The following is a 22,349-nucleotide window of genomic DNA, read 5'->3' as shown; positions in this document are numbered from 1 at the left end:
CTATGAGGAGATGTTTTCATGTCGCGGCCGTCAGCGGGCGTGGCGGGGGGTGGGCTGGATGCCGCGGAGGCTGGGAAGGTGGCGGCGGGCGGGCGTGGGGAGGCGGTAGGCGTCCACGTGGGCGGCGGCCAGCGCCTCTGCCATCGTGGCGTGCACCGGGATGGCGGCCTGCTCGCCCATCAGCGCGATGAGGCGGCGCAGCGGCGGGCGAGCCTCGGCGACGGCCAGGTGCCCGCCCTTGGCCCGCAGCGCGCGGTGGGTGAGCGTGAGCCGTTCGAGGCCGTTGGGGTCGCAGAACCACAGGTCGGCCGCCGCGACCAGGACGTGCATGAGCGGTGATCGGGGGATGGGGTCGAGGATCGAGGACAGCACGGGCCTGGTCGTGTGGTCGAGCTCGCCGGTCAGGGCGACCACCAAAGTAAGGCCGTCCACGGGGACGAGCCGGACGGAAAGCTGCGTCATCGCGAGCCCTCTCTCAGGTCCGGGGCGCGTCAGCGCTCCCCATCCTCCTCCTGCCGCCCGCGATCGGATAGGTCCTACGGACTCAAAGCACGTCCAGAAGGGGGTTCGGCAGGCTCGTCCAGTGATCGCCGGTGCCTCTCACCCGCGTGAGCAGGTGAGCTTTGGCCGGGAGCCGCTCGGCGAACAGGGCGGCCCGGTCGGCGGCCGGCAGCACGCCGGCGGCGTCGCGGGCGGCGGTGGCCACGACGTGCCACAGCTCGCCCTCCACGGCCCTGTCGCCCCGGCCGACGGCGGAGATCAGGCTGCCGAACGTGGTCGCGGCCAGCGAGCCGAGCAGCTTGGCGTGCAGGACGGCCGGGTCGTCGGTGAGCAGCCGTGCGCTGACCGGCGGGGTCTCGATGCCGTGGCGGGCGAGCCTTTCCGGGCTGATCCGCACGTCGGCCAGGTCGCGGTAGACCAGCCGGTACGGCCGCCCGTCCCCGTCCAGGACCACCAGCAGGTTCTGGCCGTGCGCCTCCAGCGCGATCCCGTGGGCCAGCATCCCCAGCGCGCCCTCCCAGAGCAGCCGCGCGAGCGCCCCCAGCCAGGTGGCCGTCGCCCGGGTGGGGAGGGCGGCGAGGGGCAGGACAGGGCCCGGTTCCGGGGTGGGGTCGCGGAGCATGACCGACACGTCCGCGCTGGGCCGCCCGTCCACCGATCCGGCGGCTCCGGCCAGGTAGCGGGCGATGCGCGGCCCGCCGCCCTGCTCGGCCACCGTGGTGAGCAGGGCGGACAGGGGGACGCAGTCGCGTACGGAGCCGGGGGAGATGTCCCTGACCCCCGAGGTCATGCGGGTGGTGAGGGCCGTCTTGAGATGGGGGCCGCCGTCGAGCGGGGCCAGCGTCCTTACGGACATGAGAGGCCGCGCGGGCAGCGCTCCCGTCGCCTGGGGACGGAACCCCAGCCCGGCGAGGACATGGCGGGTCTGCCACGGATGCACGGGCAGCAGCAGCCGGTCGCCGTCCACGAAGGGCCATGGCCCGGTGACGAGGCAGTCGCGGGCGGGCAGGGCGAGCAGGTCGAGGTGGACGGTGGGGCGGTGCTCCGGCATGTACGCCAGCTGCTCGGCCACCGACACCCCCGGCCTGTTGCGGCACCCCGGATGGTAGGGATGCCCGTCGATCACGCTCTGCTCGTGCTCCTCGGCCGTCTTCGGGGCCTCCTTCGACGCGCCGGCGCGGGAGAGCGCGAGGGAGGCGACGCTGTTGTCCAGGTCCTCGACCAGGGCGGCGGTGCCCGGCAGGGCGAGCGCTTCGAGCAGCGCGGCCGGGTGGGTGCAGGGCCTTCCGTCCAGCAGCAGCTCGGGCTCGTCCCGGACGTCGTACGGCCGCCGCTTCGGCCCTATGAGCCGGCGTCCGTCGGCGAGCACCACGCACCCGGGTCCGGCCGCTCTCAGGCCGGGCAGCGGCTCGTACAGCAGCCCCCGCCACAGCCGCCCCATGACGGCGGCCCGCGCGCCCGGCAGCTCGGCGGCGTAGCGGCCGGACAGCCCGGGCCGTACGCGGGCCAGCTCCCCGGCGAACGCGGCCTCCACCGCCCTCATGATCTCCACCTTCCGCGTCCTCATTCCCGCTGGCTACCCTGTGGGCACCAATGGGGACAAAAGGGTAGGAGTACGGTCGCCATGGCAGCCACCGACGACGTACTCCCGCCCACCGGCCCTCCACCGGACCCGGCCGACGAAGCCGCCGCACTCGCAACGACGGCCCTGCTCAACTGCCTGATCAGAGAGGTGGCCCAGCCCGCACGGCCCGCGCGGGTCCATCGGTTGCCCGCCACCGGACTGCTGTTGCGCGTGGCGGGTGGTCGGCGGCCCGGTGCGCCGCTGTTGCGCGTCGCCGGCGGGTGGCGGCCCCTGACCCTGGACGAGCTGGTCGAGCTGACCGCCGCCGAGCTGCGGGCGGGCACCGGGGTGGGCAACGACGTGGTGCCGGCCGAGATCCTGCACAGCCGCGACGTCGCCGCCGCCCTGCTCGCCGCCAGGCGGGACGCGCCATTGCCCGCCGACCTCTACCTGCGCTCCGAGCAGGCGCTGATGGCGGGGCACCCCTACCATCCCGCCCCGAAGGCCAGGGGCGGGATGGGGCCGGAGGCGTGGCTGCCGTACTCACCGGAGGTGCGGGCGAGCTTTCCGCTGACCTTGCTGGACGTGCCGGACGGTGAGCTGATCGAAAGCGGGGACGTGAGCGCGCTCGGCGGGCCGCTGCCCGCTCACCCCTGGCAGGTGGAGCTGCTCGGCGGGCTGCCGGACCTGCGGAGGCTGGGACACACGCAGGGCCGGGCGGTGGCGACGGCCTCCATCCGTACCGTCTACCTGCCGGACGCGGACCTGTTCCTCAAGTTCAGCCTGGACGTGCGGATCACCAACGACGTACGCCGCCTGTGGCTGCACGACCTGCGCCACCTCCCCGTGGTGGCGGCCCTGCTGGAGACGGTCTTCGACGACCTGCCGGGCCCGTCGCTGCTCCGGGACCGCGGTTACCGCAGTGCCGAGCTGGACGGCGACGGCGGCGAGGCGCTGGCGGTGATCGTCAGGGACGGGCTGGGCGAGCACGTACGCCCAGGGCTGACGCCGCTGCTGGCGGCCGGGATCGCGGAGGGCTTCCCCGGCAACCCCCTGGACGCCCTGGACGAGGACGCGGCCCTGGTGTGGTGGCAGCGCTACCTGGAGTACGTGGTGCCGCCGGTGCTGCACGCGTACCTGCGGCATGGGGTGGTGCTCGAATGCCACCTGCAGAACGTGCTGGTCGCGGTGGACGCGGCCGGGCTGCCCGCGCAGGCGCTGTTCCGCGACTACGAGGGCGTCAAGCTGGTCGCCGAGCGGCACGCGGCGGGGCCGCTGCTGGGCGCCGTACGGGCGTGGGAGCGGCTGGTCTACTGCCTGGTCACCAACAACCTGTGCGAGATCGCGGGCGCGCTGACCGAGCGGCATCCGGGGCTGCGGGCGGAGCTGTGGGCGCGGGCCAGGGCGGTCTTCGCGGCGGCGGGCAAGGAGTACGGCGATCCGCGTGAGCTGCGTGAGCTGCTGGCCGCCGCGTCCGTGCCGGCCAAGGCCAACCTGCTGCTGCGCTGGCTGGACGCCGACGGCGCGGCCATGCGCTGGGTGCCCGTCCCCAATCCGTTGAGACTCTTTACGGCATAAGCTATTGTCGCCCCATCAACTCTTTACGGCGTAATGAATCAGGGGAGGGCGCCATGGCCGAGGCGACGACGCACGACGGCGAGACGATCCAGGTGGAGGTGCACGGGTCGGGTCCCACCGTGCTGCTGCCGGTCGATCCACAGCCTGTGGAGGGCGAGCGGGCCGAGGAGATGCGCAAGTGGGGCATGGACCCCGCGCTCGGCCGCACCTTCATCGAGGGGCTGTCGGACGCCTTCCAGGTGGTGGTCTTCGACTACCAGGGGCACGTGATGAACCACCCCAAACCCGGCACCCTCACCCCCGACAACGTCGCCCGCGACCTCCTGGTCGTGGCCGACGCCGCGGGGGCCGAGCGGTTCGCGTACTACGGGTACTCGTGGCTGGCGCTCAGCGGGCTCCAGCTCGCCCTCCGCACCGACCGCCTCTCCGCGCTGGTCATGGGCGGGTTCCCGCCGTACGCGGGGCCGTACGCGGAGATGCTCAAGGTGACGATGGCGACGTACGAGATGGCCGTCGACCCGCCCGCGCCCTCGGAGAGCGACGACCCCTGGTCGTCGACCGACGGGCTGCCGAGCGAGGAGCAGGCCCGGCAGTTCGTCACCCTCTACGAGGGACTGCAGGGCTTCGACGACACGAAGGCCGGGCTCACCTGTCCGCGCCTGTGCTTCGCGGGCTCGGAGGACGAGATCCGCTACGAGGAGAAGTGGGGCGGCGTGACCGTGGACCTGCGCGGCCCGCTCGTCCGGCACCGCGCCGAGCTGGCGGAGCGGGGCTGGGACGTCGAGGTGCTCGACGGGCTCGATCACATGAGCGCGATGCAGCCGGTCAACGTGCTGCCGGTCCTCCGCCCGTGGCTGGCCAAGGCGCTGTAGTGAGTCAGGGCAGCAGGCGCAGGCGGCCGATGATGGCCGTGGTGGAGCGGTCGGGCAGGTAGTCGAGCACCCGCACCTCGCCGCCCAGCGCCCGCACCAGCGGCGCCTCGGGCAGCATCTCGGCGGTGTAGTCGCCGCCCTTCACGTACAGCTCGGGGCGGATCATCCGCAGCAGCCGCTCAGGGGTGTCCTCGTCGAACTCGGTCACGTAGTCCACGAAAGTGAGCGCGGCCAGCACCGACATGCGGTCCTCGCACGGGTTGACCGGGCGGCCGGGGCCCTTGAGCCTGGCCACGCCGGCGTCGCCGTTCACCGCCACCACCAGCACGTCGCCGAGCCGGCTCGCCTGCTCCAGGTACGTCACGTGCCCCCGGTGCAGCACGTCGAAGCAGCCGTTCGTGAACACCACCCGCTCGCCCCTGCGCCGGTGCTCGTCCAGGAGCCTGGCCAGCTGCTCGGCGGCCTGCACGGTGCCCTCCTGGCCCTCCTGGCGGCGCAGGGCGCGCTGGAGCTCGTACCGGGTGCAGACGGCGGTGCCCTGGCGGCGGACGACCACCCCGGCCGCCGCCTGCCCGGCCCGCGCCGCCTCCTCGGGGGCCGCGCCGCCGGCCAGCCAGAGCGCGAACGCGGCGGTGTACGTGTCGCCCGCGCCCGTCGCCATGTGCTGCGGCGCTGGCTGAGCGTAGGTCCGGTACGGCGGCTGCCCCAGGCGGTGCAGCAGCGTGCCCTCGCCGTCGAGGGTGGTGACGACCATGCGCGCGCCGGTCAGCTCCAGGAGCTGATCGGACCTGGCCATCAGGTACGCGGGCCGGTCGCCCGTCTCGTCCTCGTCGTCGAGCAGGCGGACGACCTCGGCGAAGTTCGGCAGCACCACGTACGGGCCGCACTCGCGCCACGGGGCGACCGCGTGCGCGTCCACGACCAGCAGCGGCAGTCCCGCCAGGGCCTTGCGGACCGCCGGCGTGCAGACCCCGCCCCCGTAGTCGCAGGCCACGACCACGTCGGCCCCGGCCAGGGCGTCGGTCAGCCGGCTGAGCAGCTCGCGCTCGGCGTCCTCGGGGAGTTCGCCGTGGTCCTCCTCGTCGTAGCGGGCGGTGAGCTGGCCGCTGGTGATCAGCCGCCGCTTGTGCGCCGTACGCCGGCCGGGCACGGTCACGAGGTCGACGCCGACGCCGAGCAGGCGCAGCGACTCGACGAGCGTCGCGCCGCACTCGTCGTCGCCCACCACGCCGACGAGCCGGACGCGGGCGCCGAGCGCCACCAGGTTGGCGGCGGTGTTGGCGGCGCCGCCGGGAGCGTCCTCGGTGGCCTCCAGGCTCATCACGGGCACCGGCGCCTCCTGGGCGAGACGCTTGGCAGAGCCACGGAGCCACGAGTCGAGCATGACGTCGCCGACGACCACGGCGCTGGGGATCTTGTCTGTGCCCATGAGGGGGAGGTACCAGTAAAAGCCCTGCTCAAACCCGGCATATCGGAAGTTAGGCGCGATAGGGGGCGGGTAGCCAGGCGGCTATGCACGGCCCTGGAGACCTCGATGTGCTCGTACCGACCAAGGACCGCCCGGCTTCGCTGGCGGTGACGCTGGCCGGGCTCGCGGCGCAGGACGCGCGCGGGTTCCGGGTCGTGATCTCCGACCAGTCGTCCGTGCCGGTGACCGGGGACCCGCTGGTGGCGAGCGCCGTACGGATCCTTGAGCATCGCGGCCATCCCGTCTCGCTGCTGCGCCACGTGCCCGCGCGGGGGCTCGCCGAGCAGCGGCAGTTCCTGCTGGAGCAGGCGGAGCGGCGGTGGTGCCTCTACCTGGACGACGACGTGTGGCTTGAGCCTTGTGCGGTCTCCGTGCTGGTGTCCGCTCTCGGGGAGCTGGGGTGCGGGTTCGTCGGGTACGGGCTGCACGGGCTGTCCCACCGGCACGACCGGCGGCCCCACGAGCTTTCGCCGTACGAGGAGTGGGCCCGGCAGGTGTGGCCCGAGCGGGTGCGCAGGGACAGCCCCGCCTGGCGGCGGCACACCCTGCACAACGCGGCCAACCCGCTGCACCTGGCCGAGAAGGTGGGGATCAGTGCGGCGTGGCGGGCGTACAAGGTGGCCTGGATCGGCGGGTGCGTGCTCTACGACCGGGCCCTGCTGGAGGGGTGCGGCGGGTTCGAGTTCTGGCGGTCGGTGCCGGTCGCGCACGCCGGCGAGGACGTCGTGGCGCAGCTCCGCGTCATGGAACGGCACGGCGGCGCCGGGCTGCTGCCCAGCCGCGCCTACCACCTGGAGCTGCCGACCACCGTCATGGACCGCGCCGCCGAGTGCTACGACTACGTGATGGAGCCGTCATGATCGCCTTTGAACCCGCGGTGAGCGCCGGGCTGGGGACCGTGGCCGGCTCGGAGGCGGGCGGCGGGCTGGTGGCGGATGTGCGGCGGATCGCGGTGTTGCGGGCCAACGCGCTCGGCGACTACCTCATGGCCGTGCCGGCGCTCGACGCGCTCAAGCGGGCCTATCCCGAGGCGCAGCTCACCCTGCTCGCCACGCCGTGGCATGCCGCGTTCCTCACCGGGCGTCCCGGGCCGGTGGACGACGTGGTGGCGCTGCCGCCCATCACGGGAGTGTCCACGTACGAGAGCGGGCGCAGCGCCCCCGACGTGCTCTACGACGAGCTGCGGGAGCGGCGCTTCGACCTGGCGGTGCAGATCCACGGCGGCGGGCGCTACTCCAACCCGTTCGTGCGCCGGCTGGGCGCCCGGGTGACCGCAGGGCTGCGCGCGCCGGGGGCGGAGAGCCTGGACCGGTGGCTGCCGTACACCCACTACCACCACGACACCCTGCGCTTCCTCCAGGTCGCGGCGCTGGTCGGCGGGGTGGGCAGCGGGGTGAGCGGCGGACTCGAGCCGCGCGTCGAGGTCACCGGCGGCGACCGGGACGAGCTGGCCCGCGTGCTCGGCAGGACGCCGCAGGGGCTGGTCGCCGTGCATCCCGGCGCCACAGACCCGCGCAGGCGCTGGCCGGTCGAGCGCTTCGCCGAGGCCGCCGACCGTACCGGAAGACCGGTGGTCGTGACCGGCACCCGCGCGGAGGAGGACCTGGTCACGGGCGTCGTCGCGGCCATGCGGCGGCCCGCGATCCCCGTCGTCGGCACCCTCGGGCTGGGCGGCCTCGCCGCGCTCTACGAACGCTGCGACCTGCTCATCGCGAACGACACCGGCCCGCGCCACCTGGCCGCGGCGGTCGGCACCCCCACGGTCGCCGTCTACTGGTGCGGCAACCTCATCAACGCGGGCCCGCTCAGCCGGGCCGCGCACCGGCCGCTGATCTCGTGGACCACCGCCTGCCCGGCCTGCGGCGCGGACGGCGTGGACCCGGCGGCCGAGCGCTGCCCGCACGTGGAGTCCTGGGTGCGCGACGTCACGGTGGACATGGTGGCGGAGCAGGCGGACGACCTGCTCCACGGAACTCCGGGGGAGAGCTGATGACGGAACACGCGGTGCTCGACGAGCTGCGCCAGGCGATCGACGAGGCGTTCCAGGGGCGCGAGCGGGTGGCGATGAGAGACGTGTACGCGCAGGCGTCCCGGCACGTCAGCCTGCCCGCCGACCTGCTCGGGCACCTCAACGAGCTGCCCGAGGGCGCCTACGACAGGCAGGAGCTGACCGAGGCCATCAACGCGGTCATCACCCGCAGGGGCGAGCAGGACACGCTCGGCCTGCTGGAGGTGCCGGGGGATGACGCGTCGCTCGACTACCTCAATCCCACGCCGACCCGCCCCGAGGGCGAAGGTCGCTAGGCGGGCGGGAGCAGGGCGGGGGACGCGTCCAGCAGCTGGAACCCGTCGTCCCACCGCCGGACCCGTCCGGCGGTGGGGTGCGTGAAGTGGGTGCCCAGCAGCAGGTCGCCGGTGCCGGCCAGCTCGGTCAGCAGGAGGCGGCGGGTGGTCCGTGCCTCGGCGGGATCGACGTCGCCGACGCTTCCCATGTCGGGGTACGCCAGCTGCACGGGATGATGCAGGCTGTCGCCGCTGATCAGCGCGTTGCGGCCGGCGCCGGTCAGCTTCACCGACAGGTGGCCTGGCGTGTGGCCGCGGGTCGGCACCAGGCGGACGCCGTCGGCCACGTCCAGACCTGCGGCGGGGACGTCGAGCAGGTCGTACAGGCCGTGGTCGCGGACGGGCCGCAGGGAGTCGCGGTGCACCTGGGCGACGTCCTCGTCGGTTTCCGCGACGGCGGTCCAGTGGTCCCATTCCCTGCGGTCGGTGAGGTAGCGGGCGTTCGGGAAGGTCGGCGTCCAGCGGCCGTCCACCAGGTGGGTGTTCCAGCCGACGTGGTCGACGTGCATGTGCGTGGTGATCACCACATCTATGGTGTCCGGGGCGAAGCCCGCGGCGGTCAGCCGGTGCAGCAGCGGGGTCCGCAGGTTGTCGGCGTCGGGGATCTGCCGGGGCTTGTCGTTGCCGATGCCGGTGTCGACCAGGATGCGCTTGCCGTTCGCCTCGATGGCGAAGAGGTGGACGTGCATCGCGACGGCGGTGAAGCCGGGGTGGAGCAAGGGGTGGTGCAGGTGCTCCGGGGTGGCGTCCGGCAGCAGCCATTGACTGGTCTCCGGTGACATGTCGATCTCGTCGACTCGGCGCACCACGATGCCTCCGAGGTCCCAGCCGAGGAAGGCAGGGGATACATGGCTTGCTACCACTTTGAATCCGTTCGTCGGGTTTCCGGTGAGTCGACTCTAGGGCTGGGGCTCACCTTTCGTAAGTACGTACCTTTTTGTAAGCTCGTGGCATGGCGGTGAGTGAGCAGTTCGAGCTTCCGGCGGACTCCTTCTACAAGGACTGTCCGACCCGGCCGGTCATGGCCGAGGTGACCGGCCGGTGGGGTGCGTTGATCATCGCCGCACTGGTTCCCGGGCCGATGCGCTTCTCCGGCCTGCACCGGCACATCGGCGGCATCAGCCAGAAGATGCTGTCGCAGCACCTCAAGTCGATGGTGCGCTACGGCCTGGTCGAGCGCCTGGTGGAGCCGACCGTCCCGCCGCAGGTCAGCTACCGCCTGACGCCACTCGGGCGGAGCCTGGCGCGGCAGCTGTGCGCGCTGCTCAGCTGGTTCAGCGAGCACACCCCGGCGCTGCAGGCCGCCCAGCAGCGCCACGACCTTCGATAGGTCGCATAGCGGGGCGGCTCCACGGCGTCTGCAAGGGTGATTGTCGATCCCCTTGGAGGTGACCGTGGACGCCGCGGACGAACACCTGTTCCGCGAGTTCGTCGCCGCGCGATCGCCTGCCCTCATGCGGCTCGGGTACCTGCTGACCGGCGGGGACCAGCACGCGGCCGAAGACCTGGTGCAGACGGCGCTGGCGAAGCTGGCGGGCAGATGGCGGCGGGTGGCGGCGCCGGAGGCGTACGTCCGGCAGATCATGTACCGGCAGCAGGTGAGCTGGTGGCGGGCGAGCGTACGGCGGCCCGAGGTGGTGCAGGCGAGCCCGCCGGAACGTGCCGCGCGCGACGCCCACCACCAGAGCGAGCTGCGCCTCGTGCTGCGCTCGGCTCTGTCCAGGCTGACCGCCCGGCAGCGGGCGGTGCTGGTGCTGCGGTACTTCGAGGACCTGCCTGAGCAGGACGTGGCGAAGATGCTGGGCTGCACCGTCGGCACCGTGCGCAGCACCGCGCACCGGTCGCTGGCGCGGCTGCGCGAGATCGCCCCGGAGCTGGCACAGGGAATGGAGGAGGTGGCCAGATGACCAGGTTGCTGCGTGACACGTTCGAGGAATGGGCTGGTGAGGCCGAGGTGCCGGCCGACCTCGCCGACCGGGCGCTGCGCAGGCGCGCCCCCTGGGTGCCGCTGGGGGCCGCGCTGCTGGTGGGCGCCATGATCGCGGCCGTCGCGGTGTTCGTGACAGGCCGCGCCGACCCCGTCGTGGTGCCCGCCGACGGGGTGCAGCTGCCCGTCAGGCCGTCGCCCGCGCCGACGGACGTGCACACCGACACGGAGAACGTCCCGCCGGCCAAGCTGATCGCCGCGGGGACCATGGCCGTCTCGGCGTACTACCAGTACAGCGCCGAGCCCATCGAGAACGGCCTGCGGCGCATCCGGTACACCTGGTCCCTGTACGACCCGCGCACCGGCGGCTACGAGCGGACCCCGTACGCGTGGGTGGACGTCGCCCCCGGCCTTCAGGTCGCGGCCGTCGTCGAGGGTGACGTGATGGGCAAGCGGGTGGGCGTGCTCGACATGAACACCCGGCAGATGCTCGCCTGGTACGAGCTGGAGCACGACGTGGCCTCGGTCGCCTGGTCCCCGGACGGCACCAGGATCCTCGCCACCGCCTACTCCGAATACCCTGACCTCCAAGAATCCCAAGGCGAAGAGTTCGGCCCACGCATGGCCCCCAGTCCGCGCACCGGCTACTACGTCATCGACGTGCCGGCGGGCACCACCGCCTACCACGAGCTGGCGCCACTCCCCACCATGGGCTCGAGCCTTGCCCTCCCGCGCACCACTGAGCGGCGGCTTGAAGGGAACATGCGCCAGGACCTTGGCTGGAGCCTCGACGGCACGCTGATCTGGAGCCCCACGATCAACCGTCCCGATCGCGTCTGGTACACGATCGACGGCGAGGAGGCCGAGGCGCCGGCCGGGCAGCATTACGTCGGCCACTCGCGCCACTCGGCGCTCTCGCCGGACGGCCGGCTGCTGCTCGGTGAAGATGGGCTGCCCACGAAGATCACCGACATCGCCACGGGCGAGGTGGCCGGCCGTCAGCGGGTGCTGCAACTGCACGCCTGGGCCGGCGACGACGAGGTCATCGCGCTCGGGTGCGCGGGGAAGTGCGGCAACGAGTTCAAGAACGGGCTCGTGCTCGTCAGCGTGGACGGCTCCAGGGTCACCCAGCTCGCCGCCAACTCCAACAGCCAGGCGGACGGCGCGTGGAGGGCGGTCCTCACGCCGCGCTGAGGGCCGGCAGCCGATCGTGACGGGCAGCTCGGTGTGAGGGATTTTTGACCGATCGGTCTCGATACTGCTAGCGTCACGCCCGTGGCAAGAACCAAGGAGTTCGACCCGGACGTGGCGCTGCAGCATGCGCTGGAGCTGTTCTGGGAGCGCGGCTACGAGTCGACCTCGATGGCCGACCTCGTGGAGCGGCTCGGGGTCGCGAAGGCGAGCATCTACGCGACGTTCGGCGGGAAGCGTGAGCTGTACGTCAAGGCGCTCGACCGCTACGTGCGGGGGCGCGACGTGATCGGCCCGCTCTCCCAGCCGGGGCCCGCGGTGCCCGCCATCCGGGCGCTCCTGGACTCGTACGTCGCCACCTGCCTGGCCGACGAGCTGCGGCGGGGCTGCATGGTGGTCAACTCGGCCGTCGAGTTCGCTGCCCGCGACCCGGCTGTGCTGGCGAAGGTGGCGGCGAGCTGGACGGAGCTGGAGACGGCGCTGACCGGCGCGCTCGTGCGGGCCCGCGCCCAGGGCGAGATCCCGTCGGGCAAGGACCCGCAGGCGCTGGCCGCGTTCCTCCTCGTCCTGCTGCAGGGTCTCCAGGTCCTCGCCCGCGCCGACCCCGACCCGCGCCGCCTGCGCGACGCGGTCGACCAGGCCATGATGGCCATCCAAATATGAGAACGATTGGTATGGAATTCATGCGGCGAAGGTTCGAAGGCAAGGTGGCGCTCGTCACGGGCGCGAGCGGCGTCGTGGGACGGGCGGCGGCGCTGGCGTACGCGCGGGAGGGCGCCGCCGTCCTGGTCGCGGGCCGCGACGAGGCCCGGCTCGCGGAGCTGGTGAAACTGATCGAGGAGAGCGGAGGCCGCGCCAGCGCGTACGCGGTGGACGTGACGCGCTCGGCGTCGGTCGCCGCCATGGTGGACGCCGCCGTAAGCCGCTACGGCCGCCTCGACATCGCCCTCAACGCAGCCGGCATCTTCGGCACCGTGGCCCCGCTGGCCGACTACGACGAGGACACCTGGGACGACGTGGTCGCCGTCAACCTCAAGGGCGTGTTCCTGTCGATGAAGCACGAGATCGCCCACATGCGAGCCAACGGCGGCGGCACGATCGTGAACGTCGCGTCGAACCTGGGAGCCCACTGGCGCCTGGCAGGGGCCAGCGCCTACGCCGCCTCAAAAGCCGCGGTGAGCCACCTGACGAGAACCGCCGCCCGCGACCACATCACCGACGGCATCCGCATCAACGCCCTGAGCCCCGGCCCCATCGACTCCCCCATGTCGATGCGCCCCGGCGAAACCCGCGAAGACCGCGACACCCGCATGAAGAGCTCACTCCCGATCGGCCGCGTCGCAACCCCGGACGAAATCACCGCCGCCGCACTGTGGCTGTCGTCGGACGAGTCAAGCTTCGTGGTGGGCACCGACCACGTCATAGACGGCGGCGCCACCGCCTGACGCATTCCTGAGGCAGGTGACGGGACACCTCATCGAGGATTGCTCAGGAGATTGTGCTTCGCATCAGCCGAGAACATGCCCTGATTCGCGAATGAGAACATCAGGTCCACGTAAGCAGGCGCCTGATACACAAGGCGGCGGCACGAAGACCGGTTGAGCTGCGCGCCGAGCGGGAGACTGCTCAGCGGGGCAAGTTGCCGTTCTCCGGTGTGGACAGCGGGGACTGCCGCTACCTCGCCGAGCTGAGGGGGCGGCCGGTCCACGATCCGCTATTTCGAGCGGTCGGGTCCGCCGATAGCTCTGCGGGATGGTGCCTTCCGAGCTTTCGTGGGTGGCGCGAAGCTCAGGGAGACAGGGCCAACGTGTTCGGCCTTGCCCCGTATGATCATGTGGGGATGTTTTCTAGGACGAGCGAACGATCGGCCGCTGGCAGATGCCCTGTGAGGTTTTCTTCTCGCATGCCACCGCCTGTCACAGAAAGCACGCATCGGAGAACTTCAGCAACAGAGGCGAGTGCAACCATGCAAGTTCGGGAGATCGCTGAAGTCACCTCGCCATGTGTGCAGCCCTGCCGGGCTGACGAGATCACCCCTTCCTGCGGGGCCAGCATTCTTGATGCGCTTCTGGTTATCTCCGGGCCCTACGAATTATCTCCGCCTCAGTAAGTGGCGCCGAGGGGTGGTAGCTAAGACACAAAGGCGTACGAATAAGAACCTCGCTCAGGTCGACACTCGAAGCATAAAATTCCCCAGTGTTGAGCCTGCCTACACGCTCAGCGCTGCCGCCACGTGCAAGTGCAAGTGCGCGGACAGCCTCGATCTGGAGAGGGCTGTTGATGCGCCCGATGAAGTGCGTTGTAGCATTGCCGATAAGATGATCATGCAACCCTCTGGGCGCCTGGGTCGCGAAGACAAGCCCAAGACCATATTTGCGAGCCTGTGATGCAAGCGTAAGGGTACTCGCTAGCGCTTCAGTCCCGGGTTTTGCCGGCGCGAACATCTGCGCTTCATCCATGAAATATAGCCCGAGAGGCGACTTGTTGTGCGCGGGATTGCGTTCTATCCACGAGAACAGCGCGGTCTGGAGGCTATTGACAAACCCGATGCGGGCCTCTTCGGACAGCCCGATGAAGCTTATTACCGATACCCGCGCTCGCTTGCCGTTGGACGGCGTTAGCAGCAGTCCGGGGTTCAGGGGTTCACTATCGGCTGCAAATAGAGGGTCATTTATCGCAGCGGCGGCCAGCAACTGCCCCGTTTCAGCCGCAATCTCATCGGCCCCACCGATTGATGTGGCAAGGCTCGGCGGCAGGTTGGACAAAAGTGAGATGAAATCAGTGAGATCACGCCCTCCCTGTCGAGCGAAGTATTCCAGTGCTTGACGAAGTACGGCCTTTCCAAGCTGTGCTTTGTTGCTGGTACCGCCGAGATTCGCTCGCGGCGCGAGCGCTGCAACCGCCATGTCGAGAGCAGAGGCCAGCTCGTCCGGATCGTCTAGTACAGCCACGAGATCTGGCAGCGGTCGGAAACTCAGTGGCCGTCCACGATTCAGGCCAGGCGTCCAGACGATTACTTCTGTCTCATCGAAGTAGCGGGCGGCTCTGGTGGCATCGCCCTTGTCCCATCGGATAGGAGGCTCCGGCCAGGGATCGCCGAGTCGTGCCATATCGTTGTTGGGATCGAGAACGATCGACGAAACTCCTTGCAGTGCACATTCTTCGATGAGCCGCCGCATGAAGATTGTTTTGCCAGATCCGGAACCACCGAAGATTACCGTGTGCCGGGTGAGCGTGTTCAGGTCGAGTTTCAATTCGGTGCCGGTATCCACCCGCCATCCGATGTTGATCGTCGCCGTTCCATGCGGTGCGTGCTGCGCGGATGAGAGGCGTTCAAGCACGCTTTCAGCTAGTTGCGTAAACTCAGCTCGACATTTCTGTACATAAGACTGCGTGCTGCCCAGCGCTCCGTCTGCCGCCTTCAGGTCGAACATCGGTTTGCGCGCATCGTGCGCCAGAGGCATGAGACTTTGGTAGTTCCTCAGCGTGGCGATCTCGTATCTGCGAATGTCTTCCGCCGCCCTGCCCGACTCGCCGAGTACGGCATCGCGGAAAACGTAAGGAATGCGGTCCAGCCATCGGCGGTATGCCTTCACCGGGCGGTCTAGCCTCATGGTGGGCTGCATGATGACATAGCCAAGAGGCGTCATAGTGCCTTCTGGGGCAACGATCCCGGGAGGGATTCGCGGCAGAACCGTCCCCCGCCATACCGAACGCCATTCTCGGAGTGTTGGCCCAAGATTCCGCAGGCCTCTCAGGGAGAACAGGTCGGCCGCCAGTGGCATCAGAACATTGTCCGCGGCGAGGAGAGCTGCTCTATTGATCGCGCCAAGGTTGGGGCCCACGTCGATGAGAACGATGTCGGCGTCGACCCTGGCGGCCGCATCCACAATGATCCGGTGGAAGGCCGTCGTTGTGCGAAGCGCTGCCGCCTCTCCGGTGTAACAGCGTGGCCAGGCGGCTGACAACCGGTCTTCGAATGCGCTGAGCTCCAGATCTCCGGGGATCAGCCAAAGTCCGTCGACAATCTCGACTGGGTCAAAAAATTGGACGTCTCCGATCCCCTCCATGATGGGTAGAACGGAAGCGGCGACAGTTCCTATATGGCCGTCGACACGGGGACTTCCCAAGGACAGCTGATGAGCCCCACCCCATGCCGGAGTTTCCGGCTCCTTCCATATGATGGCCAGGTCATCCTCGTCCAAGAAGGCCGAAGTCAAGTTGGATTGCGGGTCCAAATCGACTGCCAACAGCCGGCGTCCCATTCTCTGCAACATATGGGCGAGGTGATACGTCAGCGTGGTCTTTCCGACGCCGCCTTTGTTGTTGAATAGGGCGATCGAGATCATCTGCTCCTCCACATAGTCACTGACCAGGATTCGTTGTCCACAATGAACTCGGGAGGTGGATTACCGTTGTCTTCGAGAGCCCTTCTGATTCTACCGATGCCGCGGCCGAAGCGGTTAACGTAGCCAAGCGACTTCATGGCTGCCGCGAGCGAGGGGTTTCGAAAGTCGCTTACTCTGTCGAAGTTATCAGCGCGAACCTGTCCGAATGGTCCGCCCGGGTTGGTGATTTCTATACGGTTCGAGAACCATGCGATGCGCGTGGGCGCATTGGAGGTCTCGTAATTACGGTGCATGACCGAGTTCATGCAGGCCTCGCGCAACGCCATAAGTGGATAGTCAGGACGGAGAGTCTCGGTAAATCCTCCATCATCAACGATCCTGGTATGCAGATGCCCTTTAAGAACCGCTTCGAGCTGTCTGGCCAAATCGATCACATTATTGTGAAGCTCCTGGTCGTCGGCTATAGCCGCGTCCAAATCCTCTCCGTCGTAGCGAATGAACTGCACGTAGGCACCAGGAATATACTTACTGGGGTCGAATCCCAGCACCAGATGTCCAAGTACCGTGGGGCACTCGTTGAGGTCGGTCATGCGCAGTGTGGCCAACTGCAAAGACTCGGGGCGGCCATTCTCCTCGATCACTTCGTAATCAACCATCGAGGGAAGGTAAGTAGAGCGGAAGGCAACAAGGTCGAGGTCGTCCAAGCATGTGCCGATCACAGGCCGGCCGTCGAACGGCCCGTCGAGTGACCGGCGGCGCTCTGCTAGGACCCGCTCATCCTCCCTGGTCGCTCGGCGCGTCGTAGGGCCAGGGCGTACCCACACGATGCCCTTATGCCGTACCGGCGGGGTCGCCGAAGCTCGCACCCGGACCCGAATGACAGTCTGGCCCTTGAAACTAGCCCGATCGACGCTGATCGACGGCCGGTCCAGGATCAGGCCGCTGTCGCGTAGGTCATTGAGTTGGAGAAGTGCTCTGTCGCTTGCGTCGACAGTTGCCAGGGGCAGACCCGAGTCCTTAACTCCGATGAGCAGATCACCGCCCCCCTGCCCGGAGAGGTCGTTGGCGAGGGCACAGATGGCCTGGCCGATCTTGTCCTTGTCCCTTTGGGACTCCTTGAACTCCAAAACTGCCGATTCTCTATCCCCCAGGAGATCGAAAAGATCCGTGGGCATCTCCGTCTCCCTACCGTCCGATCATGTAGTCCGCAGTCTAGAGTGCTGGGTCCAATGTCCGCCGTGCAGCCTGCGTAGGCTCGCAGTCAGGGGCTCACTCTGTTTTTCGTATGCGCCGGATAGGGGCTATGGGTGTCACCCGCTCCGGTCACCCACCGTCTCGCTCAGCGGCGAGCGACCTACGGCGAAGGTCAAATCGCCCATACCTGGATTTGGGAGGTAGATATTCCACCCCACTTCGTCTTGCAGCTGCGACGAGGGCGGCTCGCCGATCACCCCAGATCACGGACGTGGCCAGCCATGCAGCAGCGGCAATCGTGAGGGGTGCATCTGTGCGGCGGCACAGGAATCTCGCAAGCGTCCGGTTGGTACGGCAGGGGCGGCGTACGGTGCCTGGTCTGGTGTCCAGCCACCCGGAACTGGCAGCGCACGGTTCGTCGGACGTAAGCCGTGTGCGAGGTCGGACAGGTCCCCGCGCGGCGCGGGCCCCCTGGAGAGCGAGTCGTGGAGGTCGGAAAGGGGTACGGCCCGCGCCCGGGAGGTATGCGGGCGCGGGCCGTGGTTATTCATGTGGTCAGCGGCTGATGCGGACGGCGTCGGCTATGACGAGGCCGGTGCCTGAGGTCCAGCGGCTCACCCCGACCACGTTGTACGTGCCCGCGTTCAGGGAGAAGGTGCCGATGGAGCGCCAGGCTCCGCCGCCTGAGCGTTGGTCGACGTACACGGTCTGGTTGCCGCTGGATGTTGCCACGATGTACGGCGCCGAGCTGTTGTAGCCGGGGTCGGCCGGGTACCAGACCTCGACCCGGTACGTGCCGGCGCTGGGGATGGTCGCCGAGTACCAGGCCGGGTCGCTGGAGGCGACCGGGTCGGCGAAGCGGTAGTCGGCGCCGTGGCGCTGGCTGGAGTAGCTGGAGGTGCCCCAGTTCGCGCTGGCGGTGAACTGGCCGGAGGTGCTGTTGTCGACCGTGGTCGTCCAGCTTGGGGTGCCGCCGTCACCGGTCACGTAGTTCATGTACGTGGTCCAGTTCCAGTTGGAGCCGGGGTCGGTGTGGGTGGCGCCGGGCACCTCGTTGTGGCCGATGATGCCGGTCCGGTTCTTCGGGATGTTGTACTTGTCGCACAGGTAGCGCGTGAGCGCGGCCGAGGCCCGGTACATGGCGTCGGTGAACCACGAGGCGTCGTTGACGAAGCCTTCGTGCTCGATGCCGATCGAGCGGTTGTTGTAGCTGGAGTTGCCGGCGTGCCAGGCGACGTCCTTGTCGCGGACCATCTGGGTGATGGCGCCGTTGGAGGACTTGACCACGTAGTGGGCGGAGACCTGCGCGGCCGGGTTCTGGAACCAGGAGATGGTCCCGGCGTAGGAGCCCTGGGTGACGTGGATGACGACCTTGTCGATGTTGTAGCTGGTCTCGCGGCTGGAGACGCGGTAGTTGCTGGAGCTGGCGGCGACCCAGGCGGCCGGCGGGTAGTCGGCGCTGGCGATGGCGGCGGGGGTCTCGGCCGCCTGGCCTGACTTGTCGCCGGCGCGCGCGTTCAGGTCGCGGGCCTTGGCGTACTCGCCGCGGTCCGCGGTGATCTCCTGGGGCGCGACGCGGACGCCCTTGGTGTCGATGCCGAGTCCGAGCTGCTCGTAGACGGCGTCGGCGTACAGGCGGGCCAGCTCAGGGGAGGAGGCGTTGCCGTACTTGGCGACGGCCGGGTACCAGCGGCCCGGGTCCTTGCGTGCGCTGTCGTCAAGGCCGAGCGCGTCGGCGTGGGCGCGCAGGACGGCCGCGCCGCCGAGGATGTTGGCCGCGTCGTCCTTCTTGAGCTGGCCGGCGGGGATGCCGGTGAGCTTGGCGGCCTGTTCGAGCGAGTGGTTGGTCGGGTTGCTGACCAGGTGCATGACGCCGTAGCCGTTGCTGGCGCTGGGCTCGCCGCCGTGTCCGTCGAGGTGGGTCTCGGCGTAGGCGAGCGCGACCAGCAGGTCACGCGGGACGTCGTGCGTCTCGGCCGCCTTGGTGAACGCGGCGGGCAGGGGAGGCTCGGCGGCCTGGGACCAGGCGGGCTGGCCTGCGCCGATGAGGATGAGGGTGAGGATCGCGGTGGCGAGGGCTGCTAATCGCGTGCGGGCGAGAGTCATGGGGGCTCCTCGTTCACAGACGTGACGGCAGCACGCTACGGCAATCTCCTGACAAATGTCGATAATTGACATTACTTCCGAGTTAAGTGAAACTTCTCGCCCTTCAACGGACGCCTGGGTCGTCCGATGTTTCTGAAGACCATTGCGCAATCCGTCGATTGCGCTGAAACTTTCCTTCGTGACCGCGCTTCCGCGTATCGTCCTGGCGGCGCTCACCGCCGCACTCCTCAGCCTCGTGAACCCCCTCTCCGCCGCGGCCGCGGCCTGCACCCCCGACCCCGCCACCCCGAAGCGCCAGCTCCGGGCCATGTGGATCTCCTCGGTCGCCAACATCGACTGGCCCAGCCGCACCGGGCTCAGCGTCTCCGCGCAGCAGGCCGAGTACCGCGCCTGGCTCGACCTGGCCGTCTCCAAGCGCATGAACGCCGTGATCGTGCAGGTCAGGCCGACGGCCGACGCGTTCTGGCCGTCGCCGTACGAGCCATGGTCGCAGTGGCTGACCGGTACCCAGGGTCGCGACCCCGGCTACGACCCGCTGGCCTTCATGGTCGCCGAGGCCCACGCCAGGAACCTGGAGTTCCACGCGTGGTTCAACCCGTACCGGATCGCCAACCATGACGACCCCTCCCGGCTGGTCTCCACGCACCCCGCGCGGCAGCACCCGGACTGGCGCTTCGCCTACGGCGGCAAGCTCTACTACAACCCGGGCATCCCCGAGGTCCGCGCCTTCATCGAGGACGCGATCATGGACGCCGTCAGCAAGTACGACGTGGACGGCGTGCACCTCGACGACTACTTCTACCCGTATCCGGTCAGCGGCCAGAACATCCCCGACGCCGACGCCTACGCCCGCTACGGCGGCTCGTTCGGCAACGTCGGCGACTGGCGCCGCGACAACGTCAACCGTCTCGTACGCGAGCTCGACCAGCGCATCCACGCGGCCAAGCCGCACGTGGCGTTCGGCATCAGCCCGTTCGGCATCTGGCGCAACGCGGGCACCGACCCGCTCGGCTCGCGCACGACGGGCCTGCAGTCGTACGACGCGATCTACGCCGACACGCGCACCTGGGTCAAGCAGGGCTGGGTCGACTACCTGGCGCCGCAGATCTACTGGCACATCGGCTTCCCGACGGCCGCGTACGAGGTGCTCACCGCCTGGTGGTCCGACGTGGCCAGGGGCACCGGCGTGCAGCTCGTCGTCGGCCAGGCCGCCTACCGGGCGGGCGCGTCGGGGCAGGACGCCGCCTGGCAGGACCCGGCCGAGCTGAGCGACCACCTCCTCGACAACCGCCGGCATCCCGAGATCACCGGAGACGTCTTCTTCAGCGCGAAGGACGTCAAGGCCGACAGGATCGGCGCGTTCACCAAGGTCGTCCGCGACCACTACACGAGGCCGGCGCTGGTGCCCGCGCGCGGTTCCGCCGCCGCGCCCGCCGTGCCGTCGATCACGTCGGCCACCCGATCGGGCGGGAGCGTGCAGCTCGCCTGGACCGGCTCGGGCACCGCGTATGCGGTCTACCGGGTGGACGGGACGGCCGGCGAGTGCTCGTTCGCCGACGCGAAGAACCTGATCGGGACGACCAGGCAGAAGACGTTCACCGACCCCGCGCCGACCGCGTCGCCCACCTACTACGTGACCGCGCTCAACCGCACCCACCAGGAGAGCGCGCCCAGCCAGGGCCGCGCGCCGGGCGGTGGCGGCGGCGGGTTCAGCGTGGTGGTGGACAACGCCGACGCCGCCTTCACGGCCGGTTCCGCGTGGGGCACCTCGACGTACTCGGGGCAGCTGCACGGCAGCGACTACCGCTTCGCCGACCCTGTCGCGGCCAGCGATCCCGCGTGGTTCCGCGCCGCGATTCCGAGCGCGGGCAGCTATCGGGTCGAGGTGTGGTATCCGGCCGACGCGGGGTACAACAGCGCGACGCCGTACGTGGTGGCGGCCTCGGGCGGGAACCGGACCGTCACCGTGGACCAGCGGAGCAACGGCGGAGCCTGGCGGTCGATAGGCACCTTCGCCCTCAACGCGGGCACGTACAACGTGGTCGGGGTGAGCCGCTGGACCTCCACCACCGGGTACGTCATCGCCGACGCCGTCCGCATCACTCGGGTCTGAGCGGCTACCGGATCGGGGGTGGGCAGGCACGGCGGGTGATCGTACGATGAGGCGGTGGACGGTGCCCGCCCGCGACCGATCGACGCCATCGCGGTCCTGGTCGCGGCCGGTTTGACGCTCGCGACCGGCCATACGGGCGCGGTCCTGGCGATCCTGCTGGCGGCGGCGGTCCCGGTGTTGTGGCTGCGCCGCGCTCCGCTCGCGGTGGCCTGGGTCGGCGCTGCCACGGCGGTCGCGCTGCCCGTCCTCGCGGTGCTCTTCCCCTCGCTGGTGCCGCCGCCGGCCCCGGGCGCCCCGATCTGGCCGCCCGCCGGGCCGTTCGCCGCGTACGCCGCGATGGCGTTCGCCTCCGGCGAGCGGCCGCTGGCGCGCTGGCTGCCGGTGATCGTGCTGGCGCTCGGCGTGCTCGCGCTCTCCGACCGCCTCCCGCTGGCCGGACGCACCGAGGCCGTCATCGCCCTGTCCGTCATGTACGGCCGCTACGTCCGCGTCAGGGACCGCCTGCGCGCCGAGCTGGCCGAGCGCGACCAGCGCGTCGAACGCGAACGCCTCGCAGGCGAGCTGCACGACGTCGTCACCCACCGCGTCAGCCGCATGGTGCTCCAGGCCGGGGTCATGGCGATGAACTCCGGCGACGAGCGGGCCAGGGCGGCGGCCGAGGAGATCAGGGCGGCGGGGTCGGAGGCGCTGGACGAACTGCGCCACATGGTCGCGCTGTTACGGCGCGGCACCGGCGAGGGCTTCGACCTCGGGCTGCCGCTGCCCGACCTGCGGCCCCTGGTGATCGATTCGGCCAGGGAGGGGCTGCCGGTCGAGCTGTCGGTGGACGGCACGCCGGTGCCGGTGCCCGGGCTGGTGGGGCGGACGGCGTACGTGGTGGTGGAGGCGGCGCTGGTGCATGCCCGCAAGCACGCGCCTGGGGCGGGCGCGCGCGTGCTGGTGCGGTGGCTTCCGGGCGCGGTACGCGTGACCGTGCGGCACACCGGCGGCCGCCCCGACGCCGTCGTGCCCCACTTCACCGCCACCTCCGGCATCGGCCTGCTCGATTTGCGCCGCCAGGTGGAGCTGGCGGGCGGCACGCTGGAGTGCGCCCCCCTGCCGGAGGGCGGCCACCGCATCGAGGCCACGTTCCCGACCTGACGC

General features: G+C 69.8%; 19 protein-coding genes. 12 read left to right on the top strand and 7 right to left on the bottom strand.

Features of this window, described 5'->3' with window-relative positions; translation table 11 throughout:
• Window positions 1-30 precede the first annotated feature (30 nt).
• Window positions 31-462, bottom strand: coding sequence for an STAS domain-containing protein (locus AB0K28_RS10025; RefSeq protein ID WP_364367466.1), 432 nt, complete (start codon window positions 460-462; stop codon window positions 31-33).
• 82 nt (window positions 463-544) lie between these two features.
• A complete protein-coding gene (locus tag AB0K28_RS10020) occupies window positions 545-2,044 on the bottom strand; it encodes an IucA/IucC family protein (protein ID WP_364367463.1) in 1,500 nt (499 codons plus the stop codon).
• An 81-nt stretch (window positions 2,045-2,125) separates the two neighbouring features.
• Here AB0K28_RS10020 and AB0K28_RS10015 point away from each other — a divergent pair, with 81 nt between their 5' ends.
• Together AB0K28_RS10015 and AB0K28_RS10010 are read left to right on the top strand one after the other, a co-directional pair.
• A complete protein-coding gene (locus AB0K28_RS10015; RefSeq protein ID WP_364367460.1) occupies window positions 2,126-3,643 on the top strand; it encodes an IucA/IucC family C-terminal-domain containing protein in 1,518 nt (505 codons plus the stop codon).
• A gap of 53 nt (window positions 3,644-3,696) precedes the next feature.
• Window positions 3,697-4,515, top strand: a complete 819-nt coding sequence (locus AB0K28_RS10010; protein WP_364367457.1) for an alpha/beta hydrolase — start codon at window positions 3,697-3,699, stop codon at window positions 4,513-4,515.
• 4 nt (window positions 4,516-4,519) lie between these two features.
• On the opposite strand, the gene rfaE2 is transcribed toward AB0K28_RS10010, so the two are convergent.
• The gene (gene rfaE2, locus AB0K28_RS10005; RefSeq protein WP_364367454.1) at window positions 4,520-5,944 is read right to left on the bottom strand and encodes a D-glycero-beta-D-manno-heptose 1-phosphate adenylyltransferase; all 1,425 of its coding nucleotides are present in this window, start codon (window positions 5,942-5,944) and stop codon (window positions 4,520-4,522) included.
• Between the two features lie 83 nt (window positions 5,945-6,027).
• Here rfaE2 and AB0K28_RS10000 point away from each other — a divergent pair, with 83 nt between their 5' ends.
• The 3 genes from AB0K28_RS10000 to AB0K28_RS09990 are packed head-to-tail and all read left to right on the top strand — an operon-like array spanning window position 6,028 to window position 8,287.
• Window positions 6,028-6,843, top strand: a complete 816-nt coding sequence (locus AB0K28_RS10000) for a glycosyltransferase (RefSeq protein ID WP_364367452.1) — start codon at window positions 6,028-6,030, stop codon at window positions 6,841-6,843.
• Window positions 6,840-7,973: a glycosyltransferase family 9 protein gene (locus AB0K28_RS09995; protein ID WP_364367449.1), complete on the top strand. Its 1,134-nt coding sequence runs from the start codon at window positions 6,840-6,842 to the stop codon at window positions 7,971-7,973. Before AB0K28_RS10000 ends, AB0K28_RS09995 begins: the two co-directional genes overlap by 4 nt.
• Window positions 7,973-8,287 carry a hypothetical protein gene (locus AB0K28_RS09990; protein WP_364367447.1) on the top strand — a complete coding sequence of 105 codons (315 nt, stop codon included), beginning with the start codon at window positions 7,973-7,975 and terminating at the stop codon, window positions 8,285-8,287. The genes AB0K28_RS09995 and AB0K28_RS09990 overlap by 1 nt, the downstream gene beginning before the upstream one ends.
• Here the strand turns inward: AB0K28_RS09990 and AB0K28_RS09985 are convergent.
• A complete protein-coding gene (locus AB0K28_RS09985) occupies window positions 8,284-9,135 on the bottom strand; it encodes an MBL fold metallo-hydrolase (protein WP_364367444.1) in 852 nt (283 codons plus the stop codon). The genes AB0K28_RS09990 and AB0K28_RS09985 overlap by 4 nt on opposite strands.
• A gap of 143 nt (window positions 9,136-9,278) precedes the next feature.
• Between AB0K28_RS09985 and AB0K28_RS09980 the strand changes: the two genes are divergently transcribed.
• The 5 genes from AB0K28_RS09980 to AB0K28_RS09960 all read left to right on the top strand — a co-directional run bounded on the left by AB0K28_RS09980 (window position 9,279) and on the right by AB0K28_RS09960 (window position 12,889).
• Complete coding sequence (locus AB0K28_RS09980) at window positions 9,279-9,656, top strand: helix-turn-helix domain-containing protein (protein WP_364367441.1); 378 nt, start codon at window positions 9,279-9,281, stop codon at window positions 9,654-9,656.
• Between the two features lie 64 nt (window positions 9,657-9,720).
• Window positions 9,721-10,233 carry a SigE family RNA polymerase sigma factor gene (locus AB0K28_RS09975; protein ID WP_364367438.1) on the top strand — a complete coding sequence of 171 codons (513 nt, stop codon included), beginning with the start codon at window positions 9,721-9,723 and terminating at the stop codon, window positions 10,231-10,233.
• Window positions 10,230-11,447 (top strand): hypothetical protein, encoded by a 1,218-nt coding sequence (locus AB0K28_RS09970; protein ID WP_364367435.1) that lies wholly within the window; start codon window positions 10,230-10,232, stop codon window positions 11,445-11,447. The genes AB0K28_RS09975 and AB0K28_RS09970 overlap by 4 nt, the downstream gene beginning before the upstream one ends.
• 81 nt (window positions 11,448-11,528) lie before the next feature.
• On the top strand, window positions 11,529-12,107 hold the full coding sequence (locus tag AB0K28_RS09965; protein ID WP_364367432.1) for a helix-turn-helix domain-containing protein: 579 nt from the start codon (window positions 11,529-11,531) through the stop codon (window positions 12,105-12,107).
• Between the two features lie 20 nt (window positions 12,108-12,127).
• Window positions 12,128-12,889, top strand: a complete 762-nt coding sequence (locus AB0K28_RS09960) for an SDR family oxidoreductase (RefSeq protein ID WP_364367429.1) — start codon at window positions 12,128-12,130, stop codon at window positions 12,887-12,889.
• A gap of 627 nt (window positions 12,890-13,516) precedes the next feature.
• On the opposite strand, the gene AB0K28_RS09955 is transcribed toward AB0K28_RS09960, so the two are convergent.
• The 3 genes from AB0K28_RS09955 to AB0K28_RS09945 form a co-directional block, all read right to left on the bottom strand.
• Window positions 13,517-15,793, bottom strand: a complete 2,277-nt coding sequence (locus AB0K28_RS09955) for an AAA family ATPase (RefSeq protein WP_364367426.1) — start codon at window positions 15,791-15,793, stop codon at window positions 13,517-13,519.
• Window positions 15,790-16,968 (bottom strand): ATP-binding protein, encoded by a 1,179-nt coding sequence (locus AB0K28_RS09950; protein WP_364367423.1) that lies wholly within the window; start codon window positions 16,966-16,968, stop codon window positions 15,790-15,792. The genes AB0K28_RS09955 and AB0K28_RS09950 overlap by 4 nt, the downstream gene beginning before the upstream one ends.
• Window positions 16,969-17,542: 574 nt before the next feature.
• Window positions 17,543-19,093, bottom strand: a complete 1,551-nt coding sequence (locus AB0K28_RS09945; protein ID WP_364367420.1) for an N-acetylmuramoyl-L-alanine amidase — start codon at window positions 19,091-19,093, stop codon at window positions 17,543-17,545.
• 178 nt (window positions 19,094-19,271) lie between these two features.
• Here AB0K28_RS09945 and AB0K28_RS09940 point away from each other — a divergent pair, with 178 nt between their 5' ends.
• Both AB0K28_RS09940 and AB0K28_RS09935 read left to right on the top strand, forming a co-directional pair.
• Entirely contained in the window at window positions 19,272-21,206 is a 1,935-nt protein-coding gene (locus AB0K28_RS09940; protein WP_364367417.1) for a family 10 glycosylhydrolase, read from the top strand.
• A 54-nt stretch (window positions 21,207-21,260) separates the two neighbouring features.
• Complete coding sequence (locus AB0K28_RS09935; protein ID WP_364367414.1) at window positions 21,261-22,346, top strand: histidine kinase; 1,086 nt, start codon at window positions 21,261-21,263, stop codon at window positions 22,344-22,346.
• Window positions 22,347-22,349: the final 3 nt, after the last annotated feature.

This window comes from Nonomuraea sp. NPDC049504, from assembly GCF_040676845.1.
Lineage (GTDB): Bacteria > Actinomycetota > Actinomycetes > Streptosporangiales > Streptosporangiaceae > Nonomuraea > Nonomuraea salmonea.
Note: the sequence above shows the minus strand (reverse complement) of the source record. Positions and strands in the feature narration are given on the sequence as shown.